This window comes from Bradyrhizobium sp. SBR1B (assembly GCF_014198205.1).
In the GTDB taxonomy this organism is placed as follows: Bacteria; Pseudomonadota; Alphaproteobacteria; order Rhizobiales; family Xanthobacteraceae; genus Bradyrhizobium.
Genome location: NZ_JACIHC010000007.1, coordinates 177,520 through 196,455, shown reverse-complemented (window position 1 = coordinate 196,455; position 18,936 = coordinate 177,520). Strand labels below are relative to the sequence as shown.

At 63.6% G+C, this 18,936-nt stretch carries 20 protein-coding genes and 1 tRNA gene; 11 read left to right on the top strand and 10 right to left on the bottom strand.

Annotation, left to right across the window (positions count from 1 at the left end; translation table 11 throughout):
* Nucleotides 1-335: 335 nt before the first annotated feature.
* Nucleotides 336-1,322 carry an NAD(P)-dependent oxidoreductase gene (locus GGD61_RS20205; protein WP_183231040.1) on the bottom strand — a complete coding sequence of 329 codons (987 nt, stop codon included), beginning with the start codon at nt 1,320-1,322 and terminating at the stop codon, nt 336-338.
* A 166-nt stretch (nt 1,323-1,488) separates the two neighbouring features.
* Between GGD61_RS20205 and GGD61_RS20200 the strand changes: the two genes are divergently transcribed.
* A complete protein-coding gene (locus tag GGD61_RS20200; RefSeq protein ID WP_018323579.1) occupies nt 1,489-1,749 on the top strand; it encodes a hypothetical protein in 261 nt (86 codons plus the stop codon).
* 3 nt (nt 1,750-1,752) lie between these two features.
* Nucleotides 1,753-2,403, top strand: coding sequence for a nucleotidyl transferase AbiEii/AbiGii toxin family protein (locus tag GGD61_RS20195; protein WP_244550556.1), 651 nt, complete (start codon nt 1,753-1,755; stop codon nt 2,401-2,403).
* A gap of 142 nt (nt 2,404-2,545) precedes the next feature.
* Here GGD61_RS20195 and GGD61_RS20190 read toward each other — a convergent pair.
* Nucleotides 2,546-2,620: transfer RNA gene (locus GGD61_RS20190), tRNA-Gly, on the bottom strand.
* 275 nt (nt 2,621-2,895) lie between these two features.
* On the opposite strand from GGD61_RS20190, the gene trxA reads away from it, so the two are divergent.
* Nucleotides 2,896-3,819, top strand: coding sequence for a thioredoxin (trxA, locus tag GGD61_RS20185; RefSeq protein ID WP_018323575.1), 924 nt, complete (start codon nt 2,896-2,898; stop codon nt 3,817-3,819).
* Nucleotides 3,820-3,854: 35 nt separating this feature from the next.
* Entirely contained in the window at nt 3,855-4,532 is a 678-nt protein-coding gene (locus GGD61_RS20180) for an LON peptidase substrate-binding domain-containing protein (protein ID WP_018323574.1), read from the top strand.
* Between the two features lie 12 nt (nt 4,533-4,544).
* Here the strand turns inward: GGD61_RS20180 and GGD61_RS20175 are convergent, their stop codons facing one another.
* The 5 genes from GGD61_RS20175 to GGD61_RS20155 all read right to left on the bottom strand — a co-directional run bounded on the left by GGD61_RS20175 (nt 4,545) and on the right by GGD61_RS20155 (nt 9,668).
* The gene (locus GGD61_RS20175) at nt 4,545-7,049 is read right to left on the bottom strand and encodes an EAL domain-containing protein (RefSeq protein WP_092251296.1); all 2,505 of its coding nucleotides are present in this window, start codon (nt 7,047-7,049) and stop codon (nt 4,545-4,547) included.
* 199 nt (nt 7,050-7,248) lie between these two features.
* A complete protein-coding gene (locus GGD61_RS20170) occupies nt 7,249-7,842 on the bottom strand; it encodes a cytochrome b/b6 domain-containing protein (RefSeq protein WP_177236832.1) in 594 nt (197 codons plus the stop codon).
* 60 nt (nt 7,843-7,902) lie between these two features.
* On the bottom strand, nt 7,903-8,181 hold the full coding sequence (locus tag GGD61_RS20165; RefSeq protein WP_018323571.1) for a PepSY domain-containing protein: 279 nt from the start codon (nt 8,179-8,181) through the stop codon (nt 7,903-7,905).
* A 183-nt stretch (nt 8,182-8,364) separates the two neighbouring features.
* The gene (locus GGD61_RS20160; protein WP_092251297.1) at nt 8,365-9,213 is read right to left on the bottom strand and encodes an SDR family oxidoreductase; all 849 of its coding nucleotides are present in this window, start codon (nt 9,211-9,213) and stop codon (nt 8,365-8,367) included.
* A gap of 104 nt (nt 9,214-9,317) precedes the next feature.
* The gene (locus GGD61_RS20155; RefSeq protein ID WP_092251900.1) at nt 9,318-9,668 is read right to left on the bottom strand and encodes a hypothetical protein; all 351 of its coding nucleotides are present in this window, start codon (nt 9,666-9,668) and stop codon (nt 9,318-9,320) included.
* A gap of 93 nt (nt 9,669-9,761) precedes the next feature.
* On the opposite strand from GGD61_RS20155, the gene GGD61_RS20150 reads away from it, so the two are divergent.
* Both GGD61_RS20150 and GGD61_RS20145 read left to right on the top strand, forming a co-directional pair.
* Nucleotides 9,762-10,292 (top strand): TetR/AcrR family transcriptional regulator, encoded by a 531-nt coding sequence (locus GGD61_RS20150; RefSeq protein ID WP_177236833.1) that lies wholly within the window; start codon nt 9,762-9,764, stop codon nt 10,290-10,292.
* 58 nt (nt 10,293-10,350) lie between these two features.
* A complete protein-coding gene (locus tag GGD61_RS20145) occupies nt 10,351-10,548 on the top strand; it encodes a Trm112 family protein (RefSeq protein WP_007598651.1) in 198 nt (65 codons plus the stop codon).
* Between the two features lie 230 nt (nt 10,549-10,778).
* Here the strand turns inward: GGD61_RS20145 and GGD61_RS20140 are convergent, their stop codons facing one another.
* Complete coding sequence (locus GGD61_RS20140) at nt 10,779-11,999, bottom strand: ubiquinone biosynthesis hydroxylase (protein ID WP_092251299.1); 1,221 nt, start codon at nt 11,997-11,999, stop codon at nt 10,779-10,781.
* A 137-nt stretch (nt 12,000-12,136) separates the two neighbouring features.
* On the opposite strand from GGD61_RS20140, the gene tesB reads away from it, so the two are divergent.
* Nucleotides 12,137-13,000: an acyl-CoA thioesterase II gene (gene tesB / locus GGD61_RS20135; protein WP_018323567.1), complete on the top strand. Its 864-nt coding sequence runs from the start codon at nt 12,137-12,139 to the stop codon at nt 12,998-13,000.
* Here the strand turns inward: tesB and GGD61_RS20130 are convergent.
* Together GGD61_RS20130 and GGD61_RS20125 are read right to left on the bottom strand one after the other, a co-directional pair.
* On the bottom strand, nt 12,997-13,866 hold the full coding sequence (locus GGD61_RS20130; protein WP_092251300.1) for a DUF4339 domain-containing protein: 870 nt from the start codon (nt 13,864-13,866) through the stop codon (nt 12,997-12,999). The genes tesB and GGD61_RS20130 overlap by 4 nt on opposite strands.
* Nucleotides 13,867-13,898: 32 nt before the next feature.
* A complete protein-coding gene (locus GGD61_RS20125) occupies nt 13,899-14,798 on the bottom strand; it encodes a DUF4339 domain-containing protein (protein WP_018323565.1) in 900 nt (299 codons plus the stop codon).
* Nucleotides 14,799-15,034: 236 nt separating this feature from the next.
* On the opposite strand from GGD61_RS20125, the gene GGD61_RS20120 reads away from it, so the two are divergent.
* From GGD61_RS20120 to GGD61_RS20105, 4 genes are all read left to right on the top strand, one after another.
* Nucleotides 15,035-15,373 (top strand): P-II family nitrogen regulator, encoded by a 339-nt coding sequence (locus GGD61_RS20120; RefSeq protein WP_018323564.1) that lies wholly within the window; start codon nt 15,035-15,037, stop codon nt 15,371-15,373.
* A gap of 131 nt (nt 15,374-15,504) precedes the next feature.
* The gene (locus GGD61_RS20115; protein WP_183231039.1) at nt 15,505-16,668 is read left to right on the top strand and encodes an ammonium transporter; all 1,164 of its coding nucleotides are present in this window, start codon (nt 15,505-15,507) and stop codon (nt 16,666-16,668) included.
* A 310-nt stretch (nt 16,669-16,978) separates the two neighbouring features.
* Nucleotides 16,979-17,317: a P-II family nitrogen regulator gene (locus tag GGD61_RS20110; RefSeq protein WP_008142813.1), complete on the top strand. Its 339-nt coding sequence runs from the start codon at nt 16,979-16,981 to the stop codon at nt 17,315-17,317.
* A 38-nt stretch (nt 17,318-17,355) separates the two neighbouring features.
* Nucleotides 17,356-18,804 (top strand): ammonium transporter, encoded by a 1,449-nt coding sequence (locus GGD61_RS20105; protein ID WP_018323562.1) that lies wholly within the window; start codon nt 17,356-17,358, stop codon nt 18,802-18,804.
* The last annotated feature ends 132 nt before the right edge of the window (nt 18,805-18,936 follow it).

Genomic DNA, 18,936 nt, shown 5'->3' with positions numbered 1-18,936 from the left:
ATTTTATTTTGCTAGTCGAGAGGCGAAGTTTTAAGTCCGACGGCACGACAGACGCAAAAAGGTTAGCACATCTGCGACCGGTGAGAAGCGCGCCGCGTGCGCCGCCGTTGCGCTCCGGAAAAATTGAGACGGAATGTCAACGGACGAACGCCGCGACACCGCTCTCGCTGCAGCGCGGAATCAATTGGCGCGCGGATCGTTCGCAGCCGGCAGGAGGGGGTGGACCTACAAAAACGCGAAAACAACCCCATGCACAGTAGAACGGCTCAAGCGGCTTGCTCCCGGCGAGACCAGACAGACATCTGACGCGTCGAGCAAAACAGCAAATCCGGCGCCTAAGAGGCGACCGGGTAGGGTCCGTCGTCGAACACCGCGTCATGATAGCCCTTCGAGCCGATCTCACGCGCCAGCGGGCTACGGAAATCGCGCTCCGTGCGCAGGCTGTGCAACACATGCGCGAAATCGAATTCCGGCCGCCAGCCCAGCTCGCGCCGCGCGCGTTCGTTGACATAGACACGGTCGATCTCGGGGAGGAGGTTCCAGCCCCGCGCCGCGTAAAGCTGCGCGCAATCCGGGTAGAGCTCGCGCACGACACCGGCCGCATCGCGCGCAAGCGCGGCGAGATGGCGCAGCTCGAACGGGCTGGTGGCGGAGACGATGTAGCGGGCGAAGCCGATCTTCGGGGCGCGTTCGGCGGCGAGCAGATGCGCACTCACGGCGTCCGCGATATCCAGCCGGCGATAGAGCAGCTCGTTGGCCTGCGCGTTCTCCAGCGTGTAAGCCGAGCGCATCGCCGGATCGTCATCCTCTTCCGGAAAGAAGCGCGAGGTCCGCAAGACGACGACCGGCAGGGCGCGCTCGCGATAGAACAGCTCGCACAGGGTCTCCGCCATCAGTTTTGTGGTGCCGTAGATGTTCTTCGGCACCGGCGGCAGATCCTCGGTGACCCAGACCGCCGCCTGCCCGGCCCCGGAGCGGAGCTGCGAGCCGAACGCGCTGGTGGTGCTGGTGAAGACGAAGCTGCGCACGCCGGCGCTCGCCGCCGCCTTGAGCAGGTTGAGCGTGCCGGTGACGTTGGTATCGACGAAGTCCTGCTTGCCGAGGGTTGCCACATGCGGCTTGTGCAGCGTCGCGCTGTGGATGACGGCGGTGACGCCGTCCATCTGGCTGCGCACGAAGCCGGGGTCGACGATTGAGCCGACCGCGTCGGTGAAGGGCGAGGGCTTCAGGTCGATCCCGCGCGCTGGGGAACCGCGCCCGCGCAGGGTGCGGAGGATGGCTTCGCCGAGATGGCCGGCACTGCCGGTGACCAGAATTGTCATGTGATCCCAACTGCCCCTATCTGAACGGCGGAAGGACGTTCCGCTGAGGAATTCTGGCGAGGCGCGCTGCCAGCCACCCCTGCGGACGGAACAAAGAGGAAACCAATCGATTGCCAAGCCCGTTCAGTCGATCCTATATTGACCAGGCAATCAGATAGTGACGCAGATGAATATCCCCGTCCTGGTTATGGCAACCGTGAATGCGCCGTATCGCAAGAGGCTGAGCGTGCAGGAGCTTGTTCATTGCCTGCTGGACCACTCTTCCGCGAAGGCCGCCTGCGGTCCGATGTCATCGTTTTTTGGGGATGTCCACCCCGACTTGCAAGTCGCCTTCGCTGAGATGCATGGCATCAGCCACGAGCAATTGGTTGCCGCGGCGAAGGCGTTTGCAGAGTTTTCGGGACAAACCTATCCGCTTGCGGCGTAGCCGGTGAGCGCTCAATCAGATTGGGCGCAACTGTTTCGCATTGCCGTCGCGATGATTCGGCAGGTGAACGCCGAACAAGAAATCATCGATCGTTGGACGTTCGGCGGCGGCACGGCGATGATGCTGCAAATCGATCATCGGATAAGCCACGATGTCGATATCTTTCTCCCGGATCCTCAAGTTCTTCCGTTCCTGGATCCACAGAAGCATGACTTCGATTTCGAGGTCAGACCTACTGACTACAGGGGAGACGGCGCACGCCTCCTGAAGCTTGGCTTCGAATTTGGCGAGATCGATTTCATCGTCGCACCGTCGCTGACATCCTCACCGACAACGCGAGCAACAGTTGAAGGCGAAGCGGTGCTGCTGGAGACGATCCCAGAGATCATTGCAAAGAAAATCCATTACCGGGGCAAGAGCATTGCCCCGCGCGACATATTTGACATCGCAGCTGGCAGCGACAAACACGCGGAATCGGTTATCAGGGAGTTGGCCGGCTATCGCGACAGCGTCTCAAATACGCTGGCCACAATCGAAAACCTGAAGCCTGATTTCGTGAGTGCGGCGATCAATCAACTCTCGATCAAAGATCCATATAGGCTGACCGCGGATGTAGCGCTGGAAAGGACCAAAGAGCTGCCGCGCGCTGTATAGCTGGGGTCGGCCACCCTGAATTCCGGATTGGCGCCCAATCCAGCCTTGGGACCTGGAGCAGCCCTCACAGCCTGGGACAAAACAGTGCGTCGACTCGCCCCGACGGGAATCGCCCATTCCTTTCGGATGCTTTGGGAAAAATTGGAGCGGGCGAAGGGGCTCGAACCCTCGACCCCGACCTTGGCAAGGTCGTGCTCTACCACTGAGCTACACCCGCATCCTGTGTCGGTCGCGTGACGCGCCGGCAACGGCTGTCGTATGCCAAAAGCGGGAGGGGAATGCAACAGCTACCGGCGACCTAGATTCGGTTCTTGGGACCCCATATGGAGCCTGAATGCGGCCAAATGGCCCGAAACTGCCCCGGAACTGGCGAATCGGCCTCGGTGGATTGAAATTCGGCCGGCCCGGCCCAATTTAGGAGCCGACAGCGAAGCATATGAAATGGCAACGTGCTAAAGACCCGCCATTCCGGACATAGACGAGGGGATCCCCGTGACGATCATCGACCAGGGTAACGGAGCGGCGGGCCCGGCTGCGGCCGATCTGATCAAGGACACGACCACCCAGACCTTCGTGAAGGACGTCATCGAGGAATCGAAGCGCCAGCCGGTGCTGATCGATTTCTGGGCGGAGTGGTGCGGCCCCTGCAAGCAACTCACCCCCCTGCTCGAAAAGGCGGTCAAGGCGGCCAAGGGCAAGGTCAAGCTGGTCAAGATGAACATCGACCAGCATCCGGCGATCCCGGGCCAGATGGGCATCCAGTCGATCCCGGCCGTGATCGCCTTCGTCAACGGCCAGCCCGCCGACGGCTTCATGGGCGCGGTGCCCGAGAGCCAGCTCAACGCCTTCATCGAAAAGCTGACAAAAGGCGTGACCGCGCCGGGCGAGCCCAATATCGCCGAGATCCTGCAGGAGGCTGAAGCCGTGCTCGCCGAGGGCGACCCGGCCGCAGCAGCGCAGATCTACGCCGAGGTGCTCCAGCATGATGCCACCAACATCGCGGCGCTCGCGGGCCTCGCAAAATGCTATGCCGTCTCCGGCGCGATGGAGCAAGCCAAGCAGACGCTCGCCATGGTGCCGGAATCCAAGCGCAGCGACCCCGCGGTGAAGGCCGTGCAGACCGCGATCGATCTCGCCGAGCAGGCGCAATCGCTCGGACCGGTCGCCGAGCTGGAACAGAAAGTCGCCGCAAACCCGCTCGATCATCAGGCCCGATTCGACCTCGCGACCGCGCTGAACGCGCAAGGCAATCGTGCGGCCGCTACCGAGCAGCTGCTCGCGATCGTCAAGCGCGACCGCAAATGGAACGACGACGGCGCCCGCAAGCAGCTGGTGCAGTTCTTCGAAGCCTGGGGCGGCACGGATGATGCAACCGTCGAGGGGCGCAAGCGCTTGTCGACGATCCTGTTTTCGTAGGCGCGGTTGACCAAGTCAGCGGGGACCGGGACCAGATGCCGATCAACATCGAATATCGCGGACCCGCCGACCTCCCGGAGATCATTCCGGTGTTTCCGCTGCCGGGCGCGCTGCTGCTGCCCCGCGGCCAGATGCCGCTCAATATCTTCGAGCCGCGCTACCTGTCGATGGTCGATGATTCCTTCCGCGACGGCCATCGCCTGATCGGCATGATCCAGCCTGATGTCGCGCACTCGCCGAAGAATTCCGACAAGCCAACGCTGTTCCGCGTCGGCTGCGTCGGCCGCATCACCCAGCTCGCCGAATCCGGCGATGGCCGCTACATCCTCGAGCTCACCGGCGTTTCGCGCTTCAAGGTGGTCGAGGAGCTCGAGGTGCTCACCGCCTACCGGCAGTGCAAGGTGGATTTCTTCGCCTTCGTCGACGACTTCACCGCGCGCATGGGCGAGGACGAGGTCGACCGCGAGGCGCTGCTGGCCGTGCTGGCGGACTTCCTGAAGGCCAACAATCTCAAGGTTGACTGGGAAGGCGTCGAAAGCGCGCCCAACGAAGCACTCGTCAACGCGCTGGCGATGATGTCGCCCTATGGCCCCGCGGAGAAGCAGGCCATGCTGGAAGCGCCCGACTTGAAGACCCGCGCCGAGATTCTGATCGCGGTCACGGAGATGGATCTCGCCAAGAAGCGCACCAGCGGCGATCCTCCGCTGCAGTGAGGATGCGGGTACTCACGCAGCGCAGACGGCTGCCTGGGTACCTCGCCTCAGCATTTTCGCAATGTTGGATGCAGGCATCGGCCGACCGAAATAGTAGCCTTGCGTTTCGACGCACCCCTCTTCACGGAGGACGTCCAGCTGCTCCTTCGTTTCGACGCCTTCGGCGGTGGTCGTCTTGCCGAGGCTGACTGCGAAGCGAACGACGGCTCGCGCGAGATGGTGCGCGTCAGCCCTTGCGCTGGACAGTTCGTTGACGAAGCTGCGATCGACCTTGACCTTGTCGAACGGAAATCTTTGCAGAAAGCTCAGCGACGAATAGCCGGTGCCGAAGTCGTCCAGGGCGATTCGCACGCCGAGCTCGCGCAGTTGACCAAGTGCCGCGAATACGGCTTCGCTGTCATGCATGATCACCGTCTCGGTGACCTCGAGCTCGAGCCGGTGTGGCGCAATTCCCGAGTTCGCCAGTGCATCGACAATGACCGGAACAAGCTCCTTGCTCCTGAATTGAGCGGGAGACAGGTTGATCGCGATCCTGAGATGGGCAGGCCATTTGGCGGCTTCCGCACACGCCGTCCTCAAGATCCATTCTCCCAGCGGCACGATCAAGCCGGCCTCCTCCGCGAGCGGAATGAATTCGCCGGGCAAGACCAGACCACGCCTCGGGTGATGCCAGCGCAGCAGGGCTTCGAAGCCGCGGATCTCGCCGGTCGCGGTATTGACGAATGGCTGGTAGTGCAGCTCGAATTCGCGACCAGCAAGCGCATCCCGCATGTCGCGCTCCAGGTTGCGTCGCGCATGCATGAGCTGGTCGAGTTCCGGCTCGAAGAAGCGGAATGCGCCACGTCCACCGCTCTTGGCCGAGTAGAGGGCGAGATCTGCGCTCTTCATCAGAACGTCGGAATCACTGCCATCGCGCGGCGCGATGGCAATGCCGATGCTGGTGCCCACCGTGACCCGATGATCGCCGAGATCAAAGGGTTCACAAAGCGCCTTTCTGATGTTCTCGGCGAGGGTGGCGGCCTCGACGGCCGGGTTGGTCACGTAGTCGATCACCGCGAACTCGTCGCCCCCCAGTCGCGCGATCAGCGCGGTTTCCGTGGTGCATTCGCGCAGACGCGCGGAAACGGCGCGCAGCAGGGAATCGCCCGCCGGATGTCCGAGCGTGTCGTTGACTTCCTTGAAGCGATCGAGGTCGAGCATGAGCACGGCCAGATCGACGCCGCCGCCACGCGTAACCGCAATGGCGTGCTCCATCCGCTCCCTGAGCAGCACGCGATTTGGCAGATCGGTCAACGCATCGTGTTGCGCCATATGAGCGATCCTGGCCTCGGACCGGCGTTGCTCGGTGACATCAAGATGCGTGGCCACCCACCCGCCGCCGGCCATTGGCTGTCGCGTCACGCAGATCAACCGGCCATCCGCGAACTCGTCGATTCTGCTCGAGACTGCATCGAACGGCAACGCTGCCAATTTCGACAGGAACTGCTCGGCTGCGCCCTCGCTGGTGTCGCTCTTGAGAATGCCGGTCACGACGCGATGCCTGATGATGTCGGCGTGCGGGGTCCCCGTTGTCAGCAGTTCCGGCGGCAACCGATAGAGCCGGGCATAGCGCTCGTTGCAGACCACAAGTCGCTTCTCCGCATCGAACATGCAGAGAGCCTCGACCATGTTGTTGATGGCCGTATCCAGCCTGAGCTTCTGGTCCTGCAGTTCGTTCTGCGAGCCTTCGAGCTGCTGCCGGGCGACCGAAAGCTGGTTGATGATCTCCTCGAACCTGGCGGTCCGGGTCGCCAGGCGACGATCGGCCAGCACGCCGATCAGGCTCATTCCCAGCACGGACAGCGCCACGCCGGCGATAGCAAGCGCGAGGAAGGCCGGAGAAAGCGAAAGGCTATCCGTCGTCGCTCGCGTTGGATCTGGCGTGATCTGCACCGCCCCCATGGCCGTGAAATGATGCGATACGATGGCGAGTGTCAGCAGGACTGCCGCCGCAAGCGTGCCCCGGTAGCCCTGGTACCTGAGCGCGACAGCCAGCGCGGCGCAGCCGAGACACATACCTAGAATGATCGAGACGAACACGAGGTCCACCGACCAGGCGACTCGACCCGGCACTTCAAGTGCCCACATTCCGAGATAGTGCATGCTGGCAATGCCGCCGCCGATGATGATGCCCCCTGCCATCGCGCGCCACAGGCCGGAGGTGCCGACTGCAACGCCGAAACCGACCGAGGTCAGGAGCATTGCCGCAGCGAGAGAAAACGCGGTCGGCACGATGCCGTAGCCCGTTGGAACGCCCGGCTCGTAGGCGAGCATCGCGACGAAATGCGTTGCCCAGATGCCGTATCCGATGGCCGCGCCGGCAATCGTGATCCAGATCCACCGCCTTCTTGCGCGCGTCGCGATCGCACGATGAAAGATGCTGACCGCGACAATACTTGCAGCGAAGCAGACCAGACCAGCGAGTACAACGAGCCGCCAATCGTGCTCGACCGCAAGGCAGGAGAAAACGCGGAACATTCAGCAGCGCTCCATCGTCGATTGTTATCGATGGTGGATCGGCTAGACGCCATTCACGTTAATTTTGTGCCGTGCATGATTGCATGCTTACCGGCATGTTAACGGTGCTCGTACAACTTGATCTGACGAACGGCCTGAGGCCATGCGGCGACCGTGCCCGAGCCGGGTGCAGGACGCGTGCAACGATCGGCAATGATATTTAGGAATGGCCGCGGATGCGCTTGCGCCCGGTGATCATCGCGCGGACCAGGCTCTCGCGCTGGAGTAGCCCCATCAGCACCACACCGAGCACGTGCAGCACGACCAGGACGATGACCGCATCCGATGAATAATGATGGGTGTCCTCGACCCACCAGACGCCGAAGAAGGTGGTGGTAACCGACATCGCGCCCGTAATCGTCGAGACGGCGAGCGAGGCCAGCAGCGCGACCAGCATCAGGGTGCCGGCGGGATTGAGCCCGATATAGCGGCCGGTGATGCCGCGGCGCAGATTCCAGAGATAGCTTGGCGCCGCCCGAAGCCTCACTCTGATCATGCGGAAGCGCGAATAGCGACTTCCCCAAAACCCCCAGGCAAGGCGAAAGGCGAGAAGTCCGAGCACCGCATAGCCGACGATGCGGTGAGTCCGGTCGTAAACGGTCGGCGTGAACCACGCGGCCAGAACGCTAGCCGCGAGAGCCCAGTGCCAGAGGCGCAGCGGGAGGTCCCAGACCGCGACCGTCCGCGAAGCGGTTCGATCCGCGGGGGTCCGGTCGGACACCCCGCGCGCTTTTGGCATCGCTTCTTCGATCAAGCGAAGACCATCCTCAAGCCTTGCTTTGCGCGGATCAACTCGCGCAGTTTACTTCGCGGTTTACTTGGCGATCGTGTGCTTCAGGCTGAGATCTTCGGGGCTGTAGAACAGCTCGTAAAGCTTGCCTTCCTTGACGCCATAGACCTCATAGCAGGAGCCTTCGATCTTGGAGCGCCGCACCTCGTAGCCGAGCGCCTTGGCCTTGGCTTCGGCCTCGCTGGCCGGCTTCCATGACGCCTTGTCGAGCTTGGTGCAGTCCTTGAATCCGTCGGCCATGGCCGCCGACCCCATGCCCATTCCAACCGTCAGTGCAATGGCAACAACACGAATGACCTTCACGAACGTCTCCTCCTCTGTCGTGCGCGCTACGCGAGCCGCGAAGCCGGACTGAAGGAAGCAAAGGTGATGGTGAAGTCAATCCGGTACGGGGCCAATTGGATTTAGAGTTGTTCTAACGACCGCCAAAAGATCAGCGCTGTCCGCACGCAGCCCGCCTTCGCAGGGGCGATGCGGCCTTACGCCTCACGGCCGGGATGAACCGCCGACTTTGCCAATTGCGCTAGGCCGCACTTCGCATTCCGGGTACCTGCGCTGCAGCCAGTCCGCCCAGCGGAGACGCCCGCGCACGCCCTGGCTGACGACAAAGCCCATGCCGCGCGCCTTCGCCTCGGACAGGCCGATTGGCAGGATTTTCCGGTGCAATCTCCTCGCCGCCTGGTATTGCCGGGCGAAGGCAACGAGATCGAGAGCTTCGGGGCCGCCGATCTCCGCACGTATGCCGCGCTGCCCGTCGAACGCGCAAGCCAGCACGTGATCCGCGACGTCCGACGTATCGACGGGATTGAACAGCGCCGTTGGCACAGGCCACACCGGAAGCCAGGCGAGGCCCGCGAGCAAGCGGTCGAGCAGGTAATAGAATGGCATCGCGCGAACGACGGACCAGGACAACGCAGACGCACGCACCAGCCGTTCGCCGGCGAGCTTGACCCGGGCGTAGGGCAGGGTCGCCTGGTCGAGCCCGACGATCGAAACGTGCAGCAAGTGCCGAACCCCGGCCTCCCCGCAAAGCGACAACAGCCGCTCCGTACCCGCAACATCCACGGCGGAGGGCGATCTAAAGAAGTCCATCGGACGGATGCCGCCCCGCCGTGCGATCGGCGAATCCGTCGCCGCATTGATGACCGTATCGACCTCACGCAGTGCCTCGCGCAAGCCGGCGCCTGTAGCGAGATCGCCGATCGCCCATTCGACATCCGACCGCGCGCCCCGCGACCGCGCGAAAATCCGGACACGATGTCCGTCGCCAAGGAGGCGATCGACGACGTCCTGCCCGAGATGCCCCGTGCCGCCGGTGACGAGTGTCAGTGGCATGCCTCTATTCCCATCGATCCTGCGCAGCGGTTAGACGCCGCGAATGCGTGGTACCGGGTTCGAAGCCCAGGGTCGCAGTCATGCGTGGCTTGTCGTTTCGGCGCTCAGTAGCCGGCGACCGTCATCGCCACGACGGCGCTGAGCGCCATCCAGCCGAAATGCCGGCCGCGCGTGGCCCAGGCATTGGCGAAGGCGGCGAAACCGAGCACGCAGGCGAGCGTGATGACGATCCAGTGCCGCGCGGGCTCGGACGCCATCCAGGGAGTCGCGAGCAGCAAGACGCCGCCGCCGATCCACGCCACGGTCGAGGTCTGCCAGACCAGGCGGATCAGGGTGCGGAGCCGTTCAGGCTCGATGCGGGCATGGGCGAAGACCTTGGTCTCGCCGAGGACGCCATGAATGAGGGCTACGGCGATGGTGGCGAGGCCGGCGGATTGCAGCAAGAGATCACGCATCATCATCTCTCCATACAGTTATGTATGGTGAGATAGGCGCTGGCCTGCGGCCTGTCAATACACTAGTGTATGGTTCGCCTCCGGGAACCCGAGATGACCGAACAGCTCTCCGCCGACGACTGGATCAAGGAAGGTCTCAAGGCGCTCGCCAAAAGCGGCTTCACCGCGCTCAAGGCCGATCCGCTGGCAAAATCCATGGGCGTGTCGCGCGGCAGCTTCTATTGGCATTTCGCCGATCTCGGCGCGTTCCAGGCCGCCGTGCTGAAGCGCTGGCGCGAGATCGCGGCCGAGCAGATCATCGCCGATGTCGAAGCCGCCGGCGACGAACCGCTCAAGGCGCTGCTGCGGAGGTCATTCGGCGCGCGGCTCGAGCTCGAGCGCGCGGTACGCAATTGGGCGGCCTTCGATGCGGCCGCGCAAGGGGCCGTGCGCGCAATCGACCGCCGCCGGCTCGACTATATCGAGGGGCTGCTGGAAAAACGCGGGCTCACCCCGGCAACCGCGCAGGCCCGGGCGCAGATCCTGTACTGGACTTTTCTCGGCTTTGCCCTGTCGGGCCCGCCGGTGCCGGCAGCACGGCTCCAGGCCCTGCTCGACGAGGTCTTGACGATGATCGCAGCCTGAGCCCGCGATGGGCGGACGCGAATTTCTGTGCTAGAGGCAAGCGATGCCGGAGACCCCAATGAACGCGCCTACCGAACGTCCCGAAGCCAGCGTCGATCCCAAATTGCTGGAGATTCTGGTCTGCCCGCTGACCAAGGGCCCGCTGGAGTTCGATTCCGCAAAGCAGGAGCTGATCTCGCGCAGCGCCAAGCTGGCTTATCCGATCCGTGACGGCATCCCGATCATGCTGCCGGAAGAGGCAAGAAAGATCGATTGAGGTCGTGACGACTGCCCCGGATTACGCTTCGCTCCATCCGGGCTACGAAGTTGGTGTGCGATAGCCGCGCAACATCCTCGGTGTCGTCCTGGCGAAAGCCAGGACCCATAACCACCGAATTGCGTTGTTGTACGCGCTGGTAACTCCGAGTCCTCGCAACACTCTTGCTGCGGAGTATGGATCCCGGCCTTCGCCGGGACGACGACGGGGTGTGTGGCGCCAGCGAAAACCTACAACGCCTCGCCCTTCAGCAGCCGCGGCACCTCGCCCGTCAATCCCGCGGCCTGGCGGATGAAGAGGTTCTTCAGCGGCGGGGCGCGGTCGACGAGGCCGAGGCCGATGTCGCGGACGGTGCGCAGCAGCGTCGACTGGTTGGAGAACAGGAAGTTCAGCGAGTTGGTCGCAACGCCCATCGCCATGGTGTCGAAGCGGCGCCAGCGCTGGTAACGCTCGAGCACGTCGGCGGCGCCGAGATCCATGCCGAGCCGCGCGGCATCGACGACGACCTCGGCCAGCGCGGCGACATCCTTCAGGCCCATGTTGAGGCCCTGGCCCGCGATGGGATGGATGACGTGGGCGGCATCGCCGACCAGCGCGAGGCGGGTGGCGATGAAGGAGCGCGCGACGAAATAGGACAGCGGAAACGCGCGCGGCTTGTCGAGCGCCTTCACCTCGCCGAGATGCAGGCCGAAACGCTGCTCGAGCTCGGCGTGAAACTCTTCGTCGCTGAGAGCAATGATGCGCGCGGCCTCAGCTCGCCGCTCGGTCCACACCAGCGACGAGCGTTTTCCCGAGAGCGGCAGGATCGCGAATGGGCCGGCCGGCAGAAAATGCTCTTCGGCGCGGCCCTCGTGATCACGCTCATGGCCGACCGTGACGACGATGCCGGATTGGTCATACTCCCAGCCATGGGTGGCGATGCCGGCGCGCTCGCGCAGCTTTGACCTCGCACCATCGGCGGCAACCAGCAGGCTGGCCGCGATGACGCTGCCGTCCCCGAGCGTCACGTCGATGCCCTCGGCGCGCGCATCGTAGGATGCGACCGTGGTGGCGCGCAGATCGATGCCCTCGGCCTCGGCACGCACCACCAGCGCATCAATCAGGCGGCGGTTCTCGACCATGTGCGCGAAGGGCTCGCCCGGCGCGACATCGCCGGCAAAATTGAGGAAGACCGGACGAGTGGCATCTTCGAGTTTCGAGTCTGTGACGACCATGTGGAGGATCGGCTGCGCCTCGCTCCTGACGTCGTCCCAGGCGCCGATCGCCTCGAACAGGCGGCGGCAGGCCGCCACGATCGCGGTGGCGCGGGGGTCGCGGCTCGGCCGCGTGGCGAGGGCGGGATCGGCGACGATGACGGGAATCTCGGGCCCGAGCCCCTGTCGCAGCGCCAGGGCCAGAGCAAGCCCTGCAAACGCGCCGCCACCAATGACAATGCTACCCTGTACCGACATACCCAAATTCCCGGTCAAATCCTGGTCTTGCTAGCAGACTTGAGGTGGGCGAAACAGTGCGGTGAAACAAGGGCGGAACGGCCCATTGTGTCATTCCGGACCATCCGCCCCGGAACGACGGCGAGAAAGCTCACTCCATGTCCAAAAGCCTGATCGACCTCATTTCGATCCTCGACCTCGAGCAGCTCGAGGTGAATCTGTTCCGGGGCAACAGCCCGAAGACCAGCTGGCAGCGGGTGTTCGGCGGCCAGGTGATCGGGCAGGCGATGGTCGCGGCCTGCCGCACGGTCGAGGGCCGGCTGCCGCATTCGCTGCACTGCTATTTCGTCCTGCCGGGCGATCCGCAGATCCCGATCATCTACCAGGTCGAACGCCTGCGCGACGGCAAGAGCTATTCGACCCGCCGCGTCACGGCGATCCAGCACGGCAACGCGATCTTCTCGATCATGGTGTCGTTCCACGCCGAAGAGGAGAGTGCGTTCGACCATCAGGACAAGATGCCCGACGTGCCACCGCCGGAGAAGCTCACGGCGGAGGAGGTGGCGAAGCAGCCGATGTTCAAGGAGATGCCGGAGTTCATCCGCCGCTATTATGAATCCGATCGTCCGATCGAGCTGCGTCCGGTCGAGCTCGGCCGTTATTTCGGCCAGAAGATCGACGACGGCCGCATCCACGTCTGGATCAAGACCGCCGCGAAGCTGCCTGACGATCCAGCGCTGCACATGTGCGCGCTCGCCTACGCCTCGGATTTCTCGCTGCTGGATGCAATTATGGCACGCTATGGCCGCACGCTGTTCGACAAGCGCATGATGCCGGCCAGTCTCGACCACGCGATGTGGTTTCACCGCCCGTTCCGCGCCGACGAATGGCTGCTCTACGCGCAGGATTCGCCGAGTGCGCGCGGCGGCCGCGGCCTGACCCGCGGCTCGATCTTCAAGCCGGACGGTACGCTGGTCGCCTCTGTCGCGCAGGAAGGCTCCGTGCGCGAACGGAAGTCTTAGGCATTGGCGGCAGTGCTGCGCTCAATGAGCACGAATTGCGCCATGGTCCAGGTGAAGTACCAGCGCAGCAGCCACGGAATCGGAATGATGAAAAGACAGCCGAGGCAAAACGCGACTGTGCGCCAAAGCAGATCAAGACCGGTGGCGGTGAAGACCATCTCGCGGCGCGTCCCGCTGACGTTGCGGCAAATCCACCGCGTCCACGCGGCCATGACCCAAGCCCAGCCGATGATCGTGAAGACCGCGAGGAACGTCAGGATCTGCCAGCCGACGAAGCCCCAGACGCTGCCTGTGAACGTCATCCGCATCGGCTGACCGTTCGAGCTGATATTGGCGACCACCCAGCGAATGAGCACCCAGGATAAAACGGCCTGAACTAGCACTCCGAAAATCTGGAGGAGGCTGTCGATATAGCCCAGACAGCCCGCCAGTCCCATCGCGATGAAGACGTACCAGATGTCTCCAACCTGTCCGGTAAAGGCGAGGTTCGGCCGCTGCGGAACGTGCATGCGCGGAAACAGCCAGCGATAATATCCTGTCCCGGTCCAGGGCGACGGGATCACCAGCAGACTGCCGATCATCACCAGGATCCACCATCCCGTGAACGACCAGACCGGCAGGTCCACCGATAGCGGACCGCCGCTGTCGCTGCCCGGACTTCCACCGACCGGCAATGACGGCGGCGCTGCGGCGCCGGAGATGATGCCCGGCACCTCGCCGGCTTTCTGCCAACCCGCCATCCCTTCCGCCCAGACCAGCGTATCGGCGCGCACGATGCCCTGGGCGATGAGGTCGCGAAACTGCGGCTCGGGAAACGGCCCCTTCTGCTGGCTGCCCGACGCGTGAAACCAGATGCGGTTCGACATCTTGTCCGTTCGCTACAAGCGGCCAGCAGCCATTACATGGCCGCCTGCGACCCGCGCGGCGCAAGAACGGTCTCCGACGCGAACCAGTTCATGATCCAGCGATACACCCACGGAATCGGGATGATCAGACTGCACAGGATCGCGGCGACGATGCCGCGCCACAGGATGCCGAGACCACTGCCCTTGAACACGATTTCGCGCCGCGTGCCTTCGATGCTGCGGCAGAACCAGCGCATCTGGGCTGCGGCAACCCAGGCCCAACCGATGATGGTGATGATGGAGATCCCGAACAGCAGGCTCCAGCCGATATAGGCCCAGATCGAACCCGTGAAGCTCAAGCCCAGCGGCTGTCCGTTGGAGGCGAGGTTCGCGACCATCCATTTGATCAGGAGCCAGTAGAGGACGATCTGGACGATGAAGAGCAGATTGCTCAGCAGCTGGCTGCCGACGAAGGCGAGCGCGATGGCGAGAACGATGAAGCCGAAATACCACGGCACCAGCGTCATCGCGCTCCCGGTGAAGCTGAGGTTCGGCCGCCCCGGGACCTTGACGCAGGACACGATCCATTGCGTGTACCAGACGAACGCCCACGGCGCCGGAATGACGAAGATCATTCCGATCATCAAGACGATGCTGCGCCAGGTGAACTCGAGGACGCCGAAATCGACCGCCAGCGATCCCGCCACTCCGCCTCCGCCGCCGGCATAACCACCGGAGCCCATCATCGGCGGGCCGCCCGCGGGGATCATTGGCGGCGCGCCGCCGCCCCCGACCAGGCCGGGGATTTCGGCGGCCTTTTGCCAGCCGGCCATGCCCTCGGTCCACACCAGCGTATCCGGGCGCACGACGCCCTGGGCGACGAGATCGCGGAATTGCCCTTCCGGAAAGGGCCCCTGCTGCTTGCCCTCGGATGCGTAGAACCAACTCGCCATGAAGCGTCCCCTCAAAATACTTATGTACCGCTTGGCAGGCGCGGGTTCACCGCATCCATGCCAAAAATGCATTGTGAAGGATGAACGGATGCCCTGTACAGAGGCGGCCGTTCATAAGCTCAAACGTTTTTCCGCTTCAGTCTGCAACTTTTTTGTGCCATTTGCCCGGAAAGATGCCAGATTGACGCTGCGCCGGGGACATACGGCGCGGCGCATCCCGGGGAATAGGCCTGACCATGAAACTCGTCGTCGCGATCATCAAACCTTTCAAGCTCGATGAGGTCCGCCAGGCCCTGACGGCGATCGGCGTCCACGGCATGACCGTGACCGAGGTGAAGGGTTATGGCCGGCAAAAGGGCCACACCGAAATCTATCGCGGCGCCGAATATGTCGTGAACTTCCTGCCGAAGCTGCGCATCGAGATCGCGGTCGCCTCCGACGTCGCCGACAAGGCGGTCGCCGTGATCACCTCGACCGCGCGCACCGGGCAGATCGGCGACGGCAAGATCTTCGTCACGCCGATCGACCACGCGCTGCGCATCCGCACCGGCGAGACCGACAGCGACGCGCTCTAGATCTTAGTTTTTGACGCGTTTTCTTCACGCGAACCGATATCCACTTCGCTTGAAAACGCTTTGATCTTCTTCGATCGCACCGGGCAACGACGCCACAATGTGCGACGCCAATTGATGCCGGGGGGAACGACATGGCGGGATATTTGCGCCGCGCAGCTGCCATGGCTGCGCCGATCGGACTTGTGTCGATCATGGCTTCGCCGGCGCGCGCCGCGGCCTCCGAGATCAACACGGCCGACACCGCCTGGATGATCGTCGCCACCGCGCTGGTGCTGATGATGACGATCCCGGGCCTGGCGCTGTTCTATTCCGGCATGGTGCGCAAGAAGAACGTGCTCGCCACCATGGCGCAGAGCCTCGCCGCGGTGACTTTGATCTCCATTCTCTGGGTCGCGTTCGGCTATTCGCTGTGCTTCGTCGGCGACGGCCCGTGGATCGGCACGCTCGACCGCTGGTTTCTCGCCGGCATGACCATGGACAGCGTCAACCCGGCCGCGAAGACCATCCCGGAAGCGCTGTTCATGCTGTATCAGATGACGTTTGCCATCATCACGGTGGCGCTGGTCGCCGGCGGTCTCGTGGTGCATCTGTCGGCCGGCACCGGCGGCCTCGTTGCGGCAAAGGTGATGGGGCGCCGTCACGGCTACGGCACCGAAAATCTCTCGCCGTTCGATCTTTCGCTCGCGGTGATGGGCACCGGCCTGTTGTGGGTCGGCTGGTTCGGCTTCAACGGCGGCTCGGCGGGCGCGGCCAATTCACGCGCCGTAATGGCGATCATCGCGACCCATCTTGCCGCCTGCTCCGGCGCGCTGACCTGGGGCGCGATCGAGTGGTCGACGCGGCGCAAGCCGTCCGTGCTCGGCATGATTTCCGGCGCGGTGGCCGGGCTCGGCACCATCACGCCGGCCTCCGGCTTCGTCGCACCCTGGCACGGCATCGTCATCGGCATCATTGCGGGGGCGGTTTGCTATTGGGCCTGCACCTGGCTGAAGCATCGCTTCAACTATGACGATTCGCTCGACGTGTTCGGCGTCCACGGCATCGGCGGCCTGACCGGAGCCCTGCTCGCCGGCGTGTTCGCAACCAGCGCCATCGGCGGCACCGCCGGCCTGCTGGAGGGCCACCCGCAGCAGCTCCTGATCCAGTTCTATGGCGTCGCCGTCACCTTTGTCTGGTCGGCTGGCCTGAGCTTCATCCTGCTAAAGCTGGTCGGCCTGTTCGTGCCCTTGCGCGTATCCCGTGAGCACGAACTCGAGGGGCTCGATATTTCGCAGCACGGCGAAGCCCTGCAATAAGCGGTGACGCTACTTAATTACCTCTACACTGCCCGACGCATGAGCAATATTGTGTCGGCAGCCTGTCATGCTCGCATTTTGAGCAGGCATGACCACGTTTTGGGCGCGACGGAATAGCGCACTGCGCCGCAATGCGCGTTCATCGCGAAAACACCCGTTTTCATAGCCCGTTAGGCAACGCGCCCGATCTGGCACGGCATTTGATTCTAACGGTCCAGGCTGTGCCCGCGTAGTGAACTTTCTCCCTCGTGGCGAACCAGTCGAGAACGCCCGGCCACGTCCGGACCGGGCCCAAGCGGGGATAGGACCCATGAAAATTGTTATGGCGATTATCAAGCCATTCAAGCTGGAAGAAGTCCGTGACGCCCTGACCGCCATCGGCGTTCACGGTCTCACGGTGACGGAAGTCAAGGGATATGGCCGCCAGAAGGGCCATACGGAAATCTATCGCGGCGCCGAATATGCCGTGAGCTTCCTGCCCAAGATCAAGATCGAGGTCGCTGTCGCCTCCGACCAGGTCGACAAGACCATCGACGCCATCACGTCCGCCGCGAAAACCGGACAGATCGGCGACGGCAAGATCTTCGTCATCAACCTCGACCACGCGGTGCGCATCCGCACCGGCGAGGCCGATGCCGCGGCCCTTTGATTTCGCGCTCAACCTTTATCCAATCAGGAGTGAATAATATGACGTTCAAGCGTCCCTATGGCGCGGGATTGGCGGCTCTCGCAGTCGGCCTGTTCGCTGCGACCGCAGCCTACGCCGAGCCAACGGTCAACAAGGGAGACAACGCCTGGATGCTGACATCGACAGTGCTGGTGCTGTTGATGACGATCCCCGGCCTCGCGCTGTTCTACGGCGGTCTCGTCCGTTCCAAGAACATGCTCTCCGTCCTGATGCAGGTGTTCTACACCGTCTGCGTCGTCACCGTGATCTGGGCCGTGTACGGCTACAGCCTCACCTTCACCGGCGGTTCCGACTTCATCGGCGGCTTCTCCAAGGCCTTCATGATGGGCGTCACCACCGATACGAAGGCCGCGACCTTCTCGGTCGACGCCAACATCTCGGAGCTCATCTATGTCTGCTTCCAGATGACCTTCGCGGCGATCACGCCCGCCCTCATCGTCGGCGCCTTCGCCGAGCGCATGAAGTTCTCGGCGATCGCCCTGTTCATCCCGCTCTGGGTCACGCTGATCTACTTCCCGATCGCGCACATGGTCTGGTACTGGCAGGGTCCGGACCTGATCCAGGATGCGGCCAAGGCGCTCGCTGCCGCCACTGATGCGGCCGCGAAGACCGCGGCGCAGGCCAAGCTCGACGAGATTAATGCCGACGCCGGCTGGATCTTCAAGAAGGGCGCGATCGACTTCGCGGGCGGCACCGTGGTGCACATCAACGCCGGCATCGCAGGCCTCGTCGGCGCTCTCCTGATCGGCAAGCGCGTCGGCTACGGCAAGGAGCTGATGGCCCCGCACTCGCTGACCATGTCGATGATCGGCGCCTCGCTGCTCTGGGTCGGCTGGTTTGGCTTCAACGCCGGCTCCAACCTCGAAGCCAACGGCGGCGCCGCCCTCGCCATGACCAACTCCTTCGTCGCCACCGCAGCCGCCGCGCTGTCGTGGATGTTCGCGGAGTGGATCATCAAGGGTCACCCGTCGGTGCTCGGCGTCATCTCCGGCGCTGTCGCGGGCCTCGTGGCGGTCACCCCTGCGGCCGGCTACTCCGGCGTCATGGGCGCGATCGTCCTCGGCCTCATCGTCGGCGTGGTCTGCCTGTTCTTCTGCACCGTCGTGAAGAACGCACTCGGCTACGATGACAGCCTCGACGTGTTCGGCGTGCACTGCGTCGGCGGCATCGTCGGCGCCATCGGCACCGGCATCCTCGTCAACCCCGCCCTCGGTGGCGCTGGCGTCATGGACTACACCGCGATCCCGCCGAAGGTCGGCGACTACGACTTCGCGGCGCAGATGATGTCCCAGATCTGGGGCGTCGGCACCACGCTGGTGTGGTCGGGCATCGGTTCGGCGATCCTCTACAAGGTCGTCGACGTGATCGTTGGGCTGCGGACCAATGTCGAGAGCGAGCGTGAAGGCCTCGACATCACCGAGCACACCGAGCGCGCCTACAACATGTAAGTCTCCTCCCGGGCGTGGTCTCCTCGGAGACCACGTCCAGAACTACGGTTCGGGCACATACCCGGCAATGCCCTGACCGTTGAGGGGCTCCAGCGCAAGCTGGAGCCCCTTTCTTTTTGGCAGGGTGCTTTT

Excerpts from the sequence above, each read along its gene's own strand:
- GGD61_RS20205 (WP_183231040.1), bottom strand. The coding sequence starts at position 1,322 with ATGACAATTCTGGTCACCGGCAGTGCCGGCCATCTCGGCGAAGCCATC.
- GGD61_RS20200 (WP_018323579.1), top strand. The coding sequence starts at position 1,489 with ATGAATATCCCCGTCCTGGTTATGGCAACCGTGAATGCGCCGTATCGC.
- GGD61_RS20180 (WP_018323574.1), top strand. The coding sequence starts at position 3,855 with ATGCCGATCAACATCGAATATCGCGGACCCGCCGACCTCCCGGAGATC.
- GGD61_RS20175 (WP_092251296.1), bottom strand. The coding sequence starts at position 7,049 with ATGTTCCGCGTTTTCTCCTGCCTTGCGGTCGAGCACGATTGGCGGCTC.
- GGD61_RS20160 (WP_092251297.1), bottom strand. The coding sequence starts at position 9,213 with ATGCCACTGACACTCGTCACCGGCGGCACGGGGCATCTCGGGCAGGAC.
- GGD61_RS20155 (WP_092251900.1), bottom strand. The coding sequence starts at position 9,668 with ATGCGTGATCTCTTGCTGCAATCCGCCGGCCTCGCCACCATCGCCGTA.
- GGD61_RS20150 (WP_177236833.1), top strand. The coding sequence starts at position 9,762 with ATGACCGAACAGCTCTCCGCCGACGACTGGATCAAGGAAGGTCTCAAG.
- GGD61_RS20145 (WP_007598651.1), top strand. The coding sequence starts at position 10,351 with ATGAACGCGCCTACCGAACGTCCCGAAGCCAGCGTCGATCCCAAATTG.
- GGD61_RS20140 (WP_092251299.1), bottom strand. The coding sequence starts at position 11,999 with ATGTCGGTACAGGGTAGCATTGTCATTGGTGGCGGCGCGTTTGCAGGG.
- tesB (WP_018323567.1), top strand. The coding sequence starts at position 12,137 with ATGTCCAAAAGCCTGATCGACCTCATTTCGATCCTCGACCTCGAGCAG.
- GGD61_RS20130 (WP_092251300.1), bottom strand. The coding sequence starts at position 13,866 with ATGTCGAACCGCATCTGGTTTCACGCGTCGGGCAGCCAGCAGAAGGGG.
- GGD61_RS20125 (WP_018323565.1), bottom strand. The coding sequence starts at position 14,798 with ATGGCGAGTTGGTTCTACGCATCCGAGGGCAAGCAGCAGGGGCCCTTT.
- GGD61_RS20120 (WP_018323564.1), top strand. The coding sequence starts at position 15,035 with ATGAAACTCGTCGTCGCGATCATCAAACCTTTCAAGCTCGATGAGGTC.
- GGD61_RS20115 (WP_183231039.1), top strand. The coding sequence starts at position 15,505 with ATGGCGGGATATTTGCGCCGCGCAGCTGCCATGGCTGCGCCGATCGGA.
- GGD61_RS20110 (WP_008142813.1), top strand. The coding sequence starts at position 16,979 with ATGAAAATTGTTATGGCGATTATCAAGCCATTCAAGCTGGAAGAAGTC.
- GGD61_RS20105 (WP_018323562.1), top strand. The coding sequence starts at position 17,356 with ATGACGTTCAAGCGTCCCTATGGCGCGGGATTGGCGGCTCTCGCAGTC.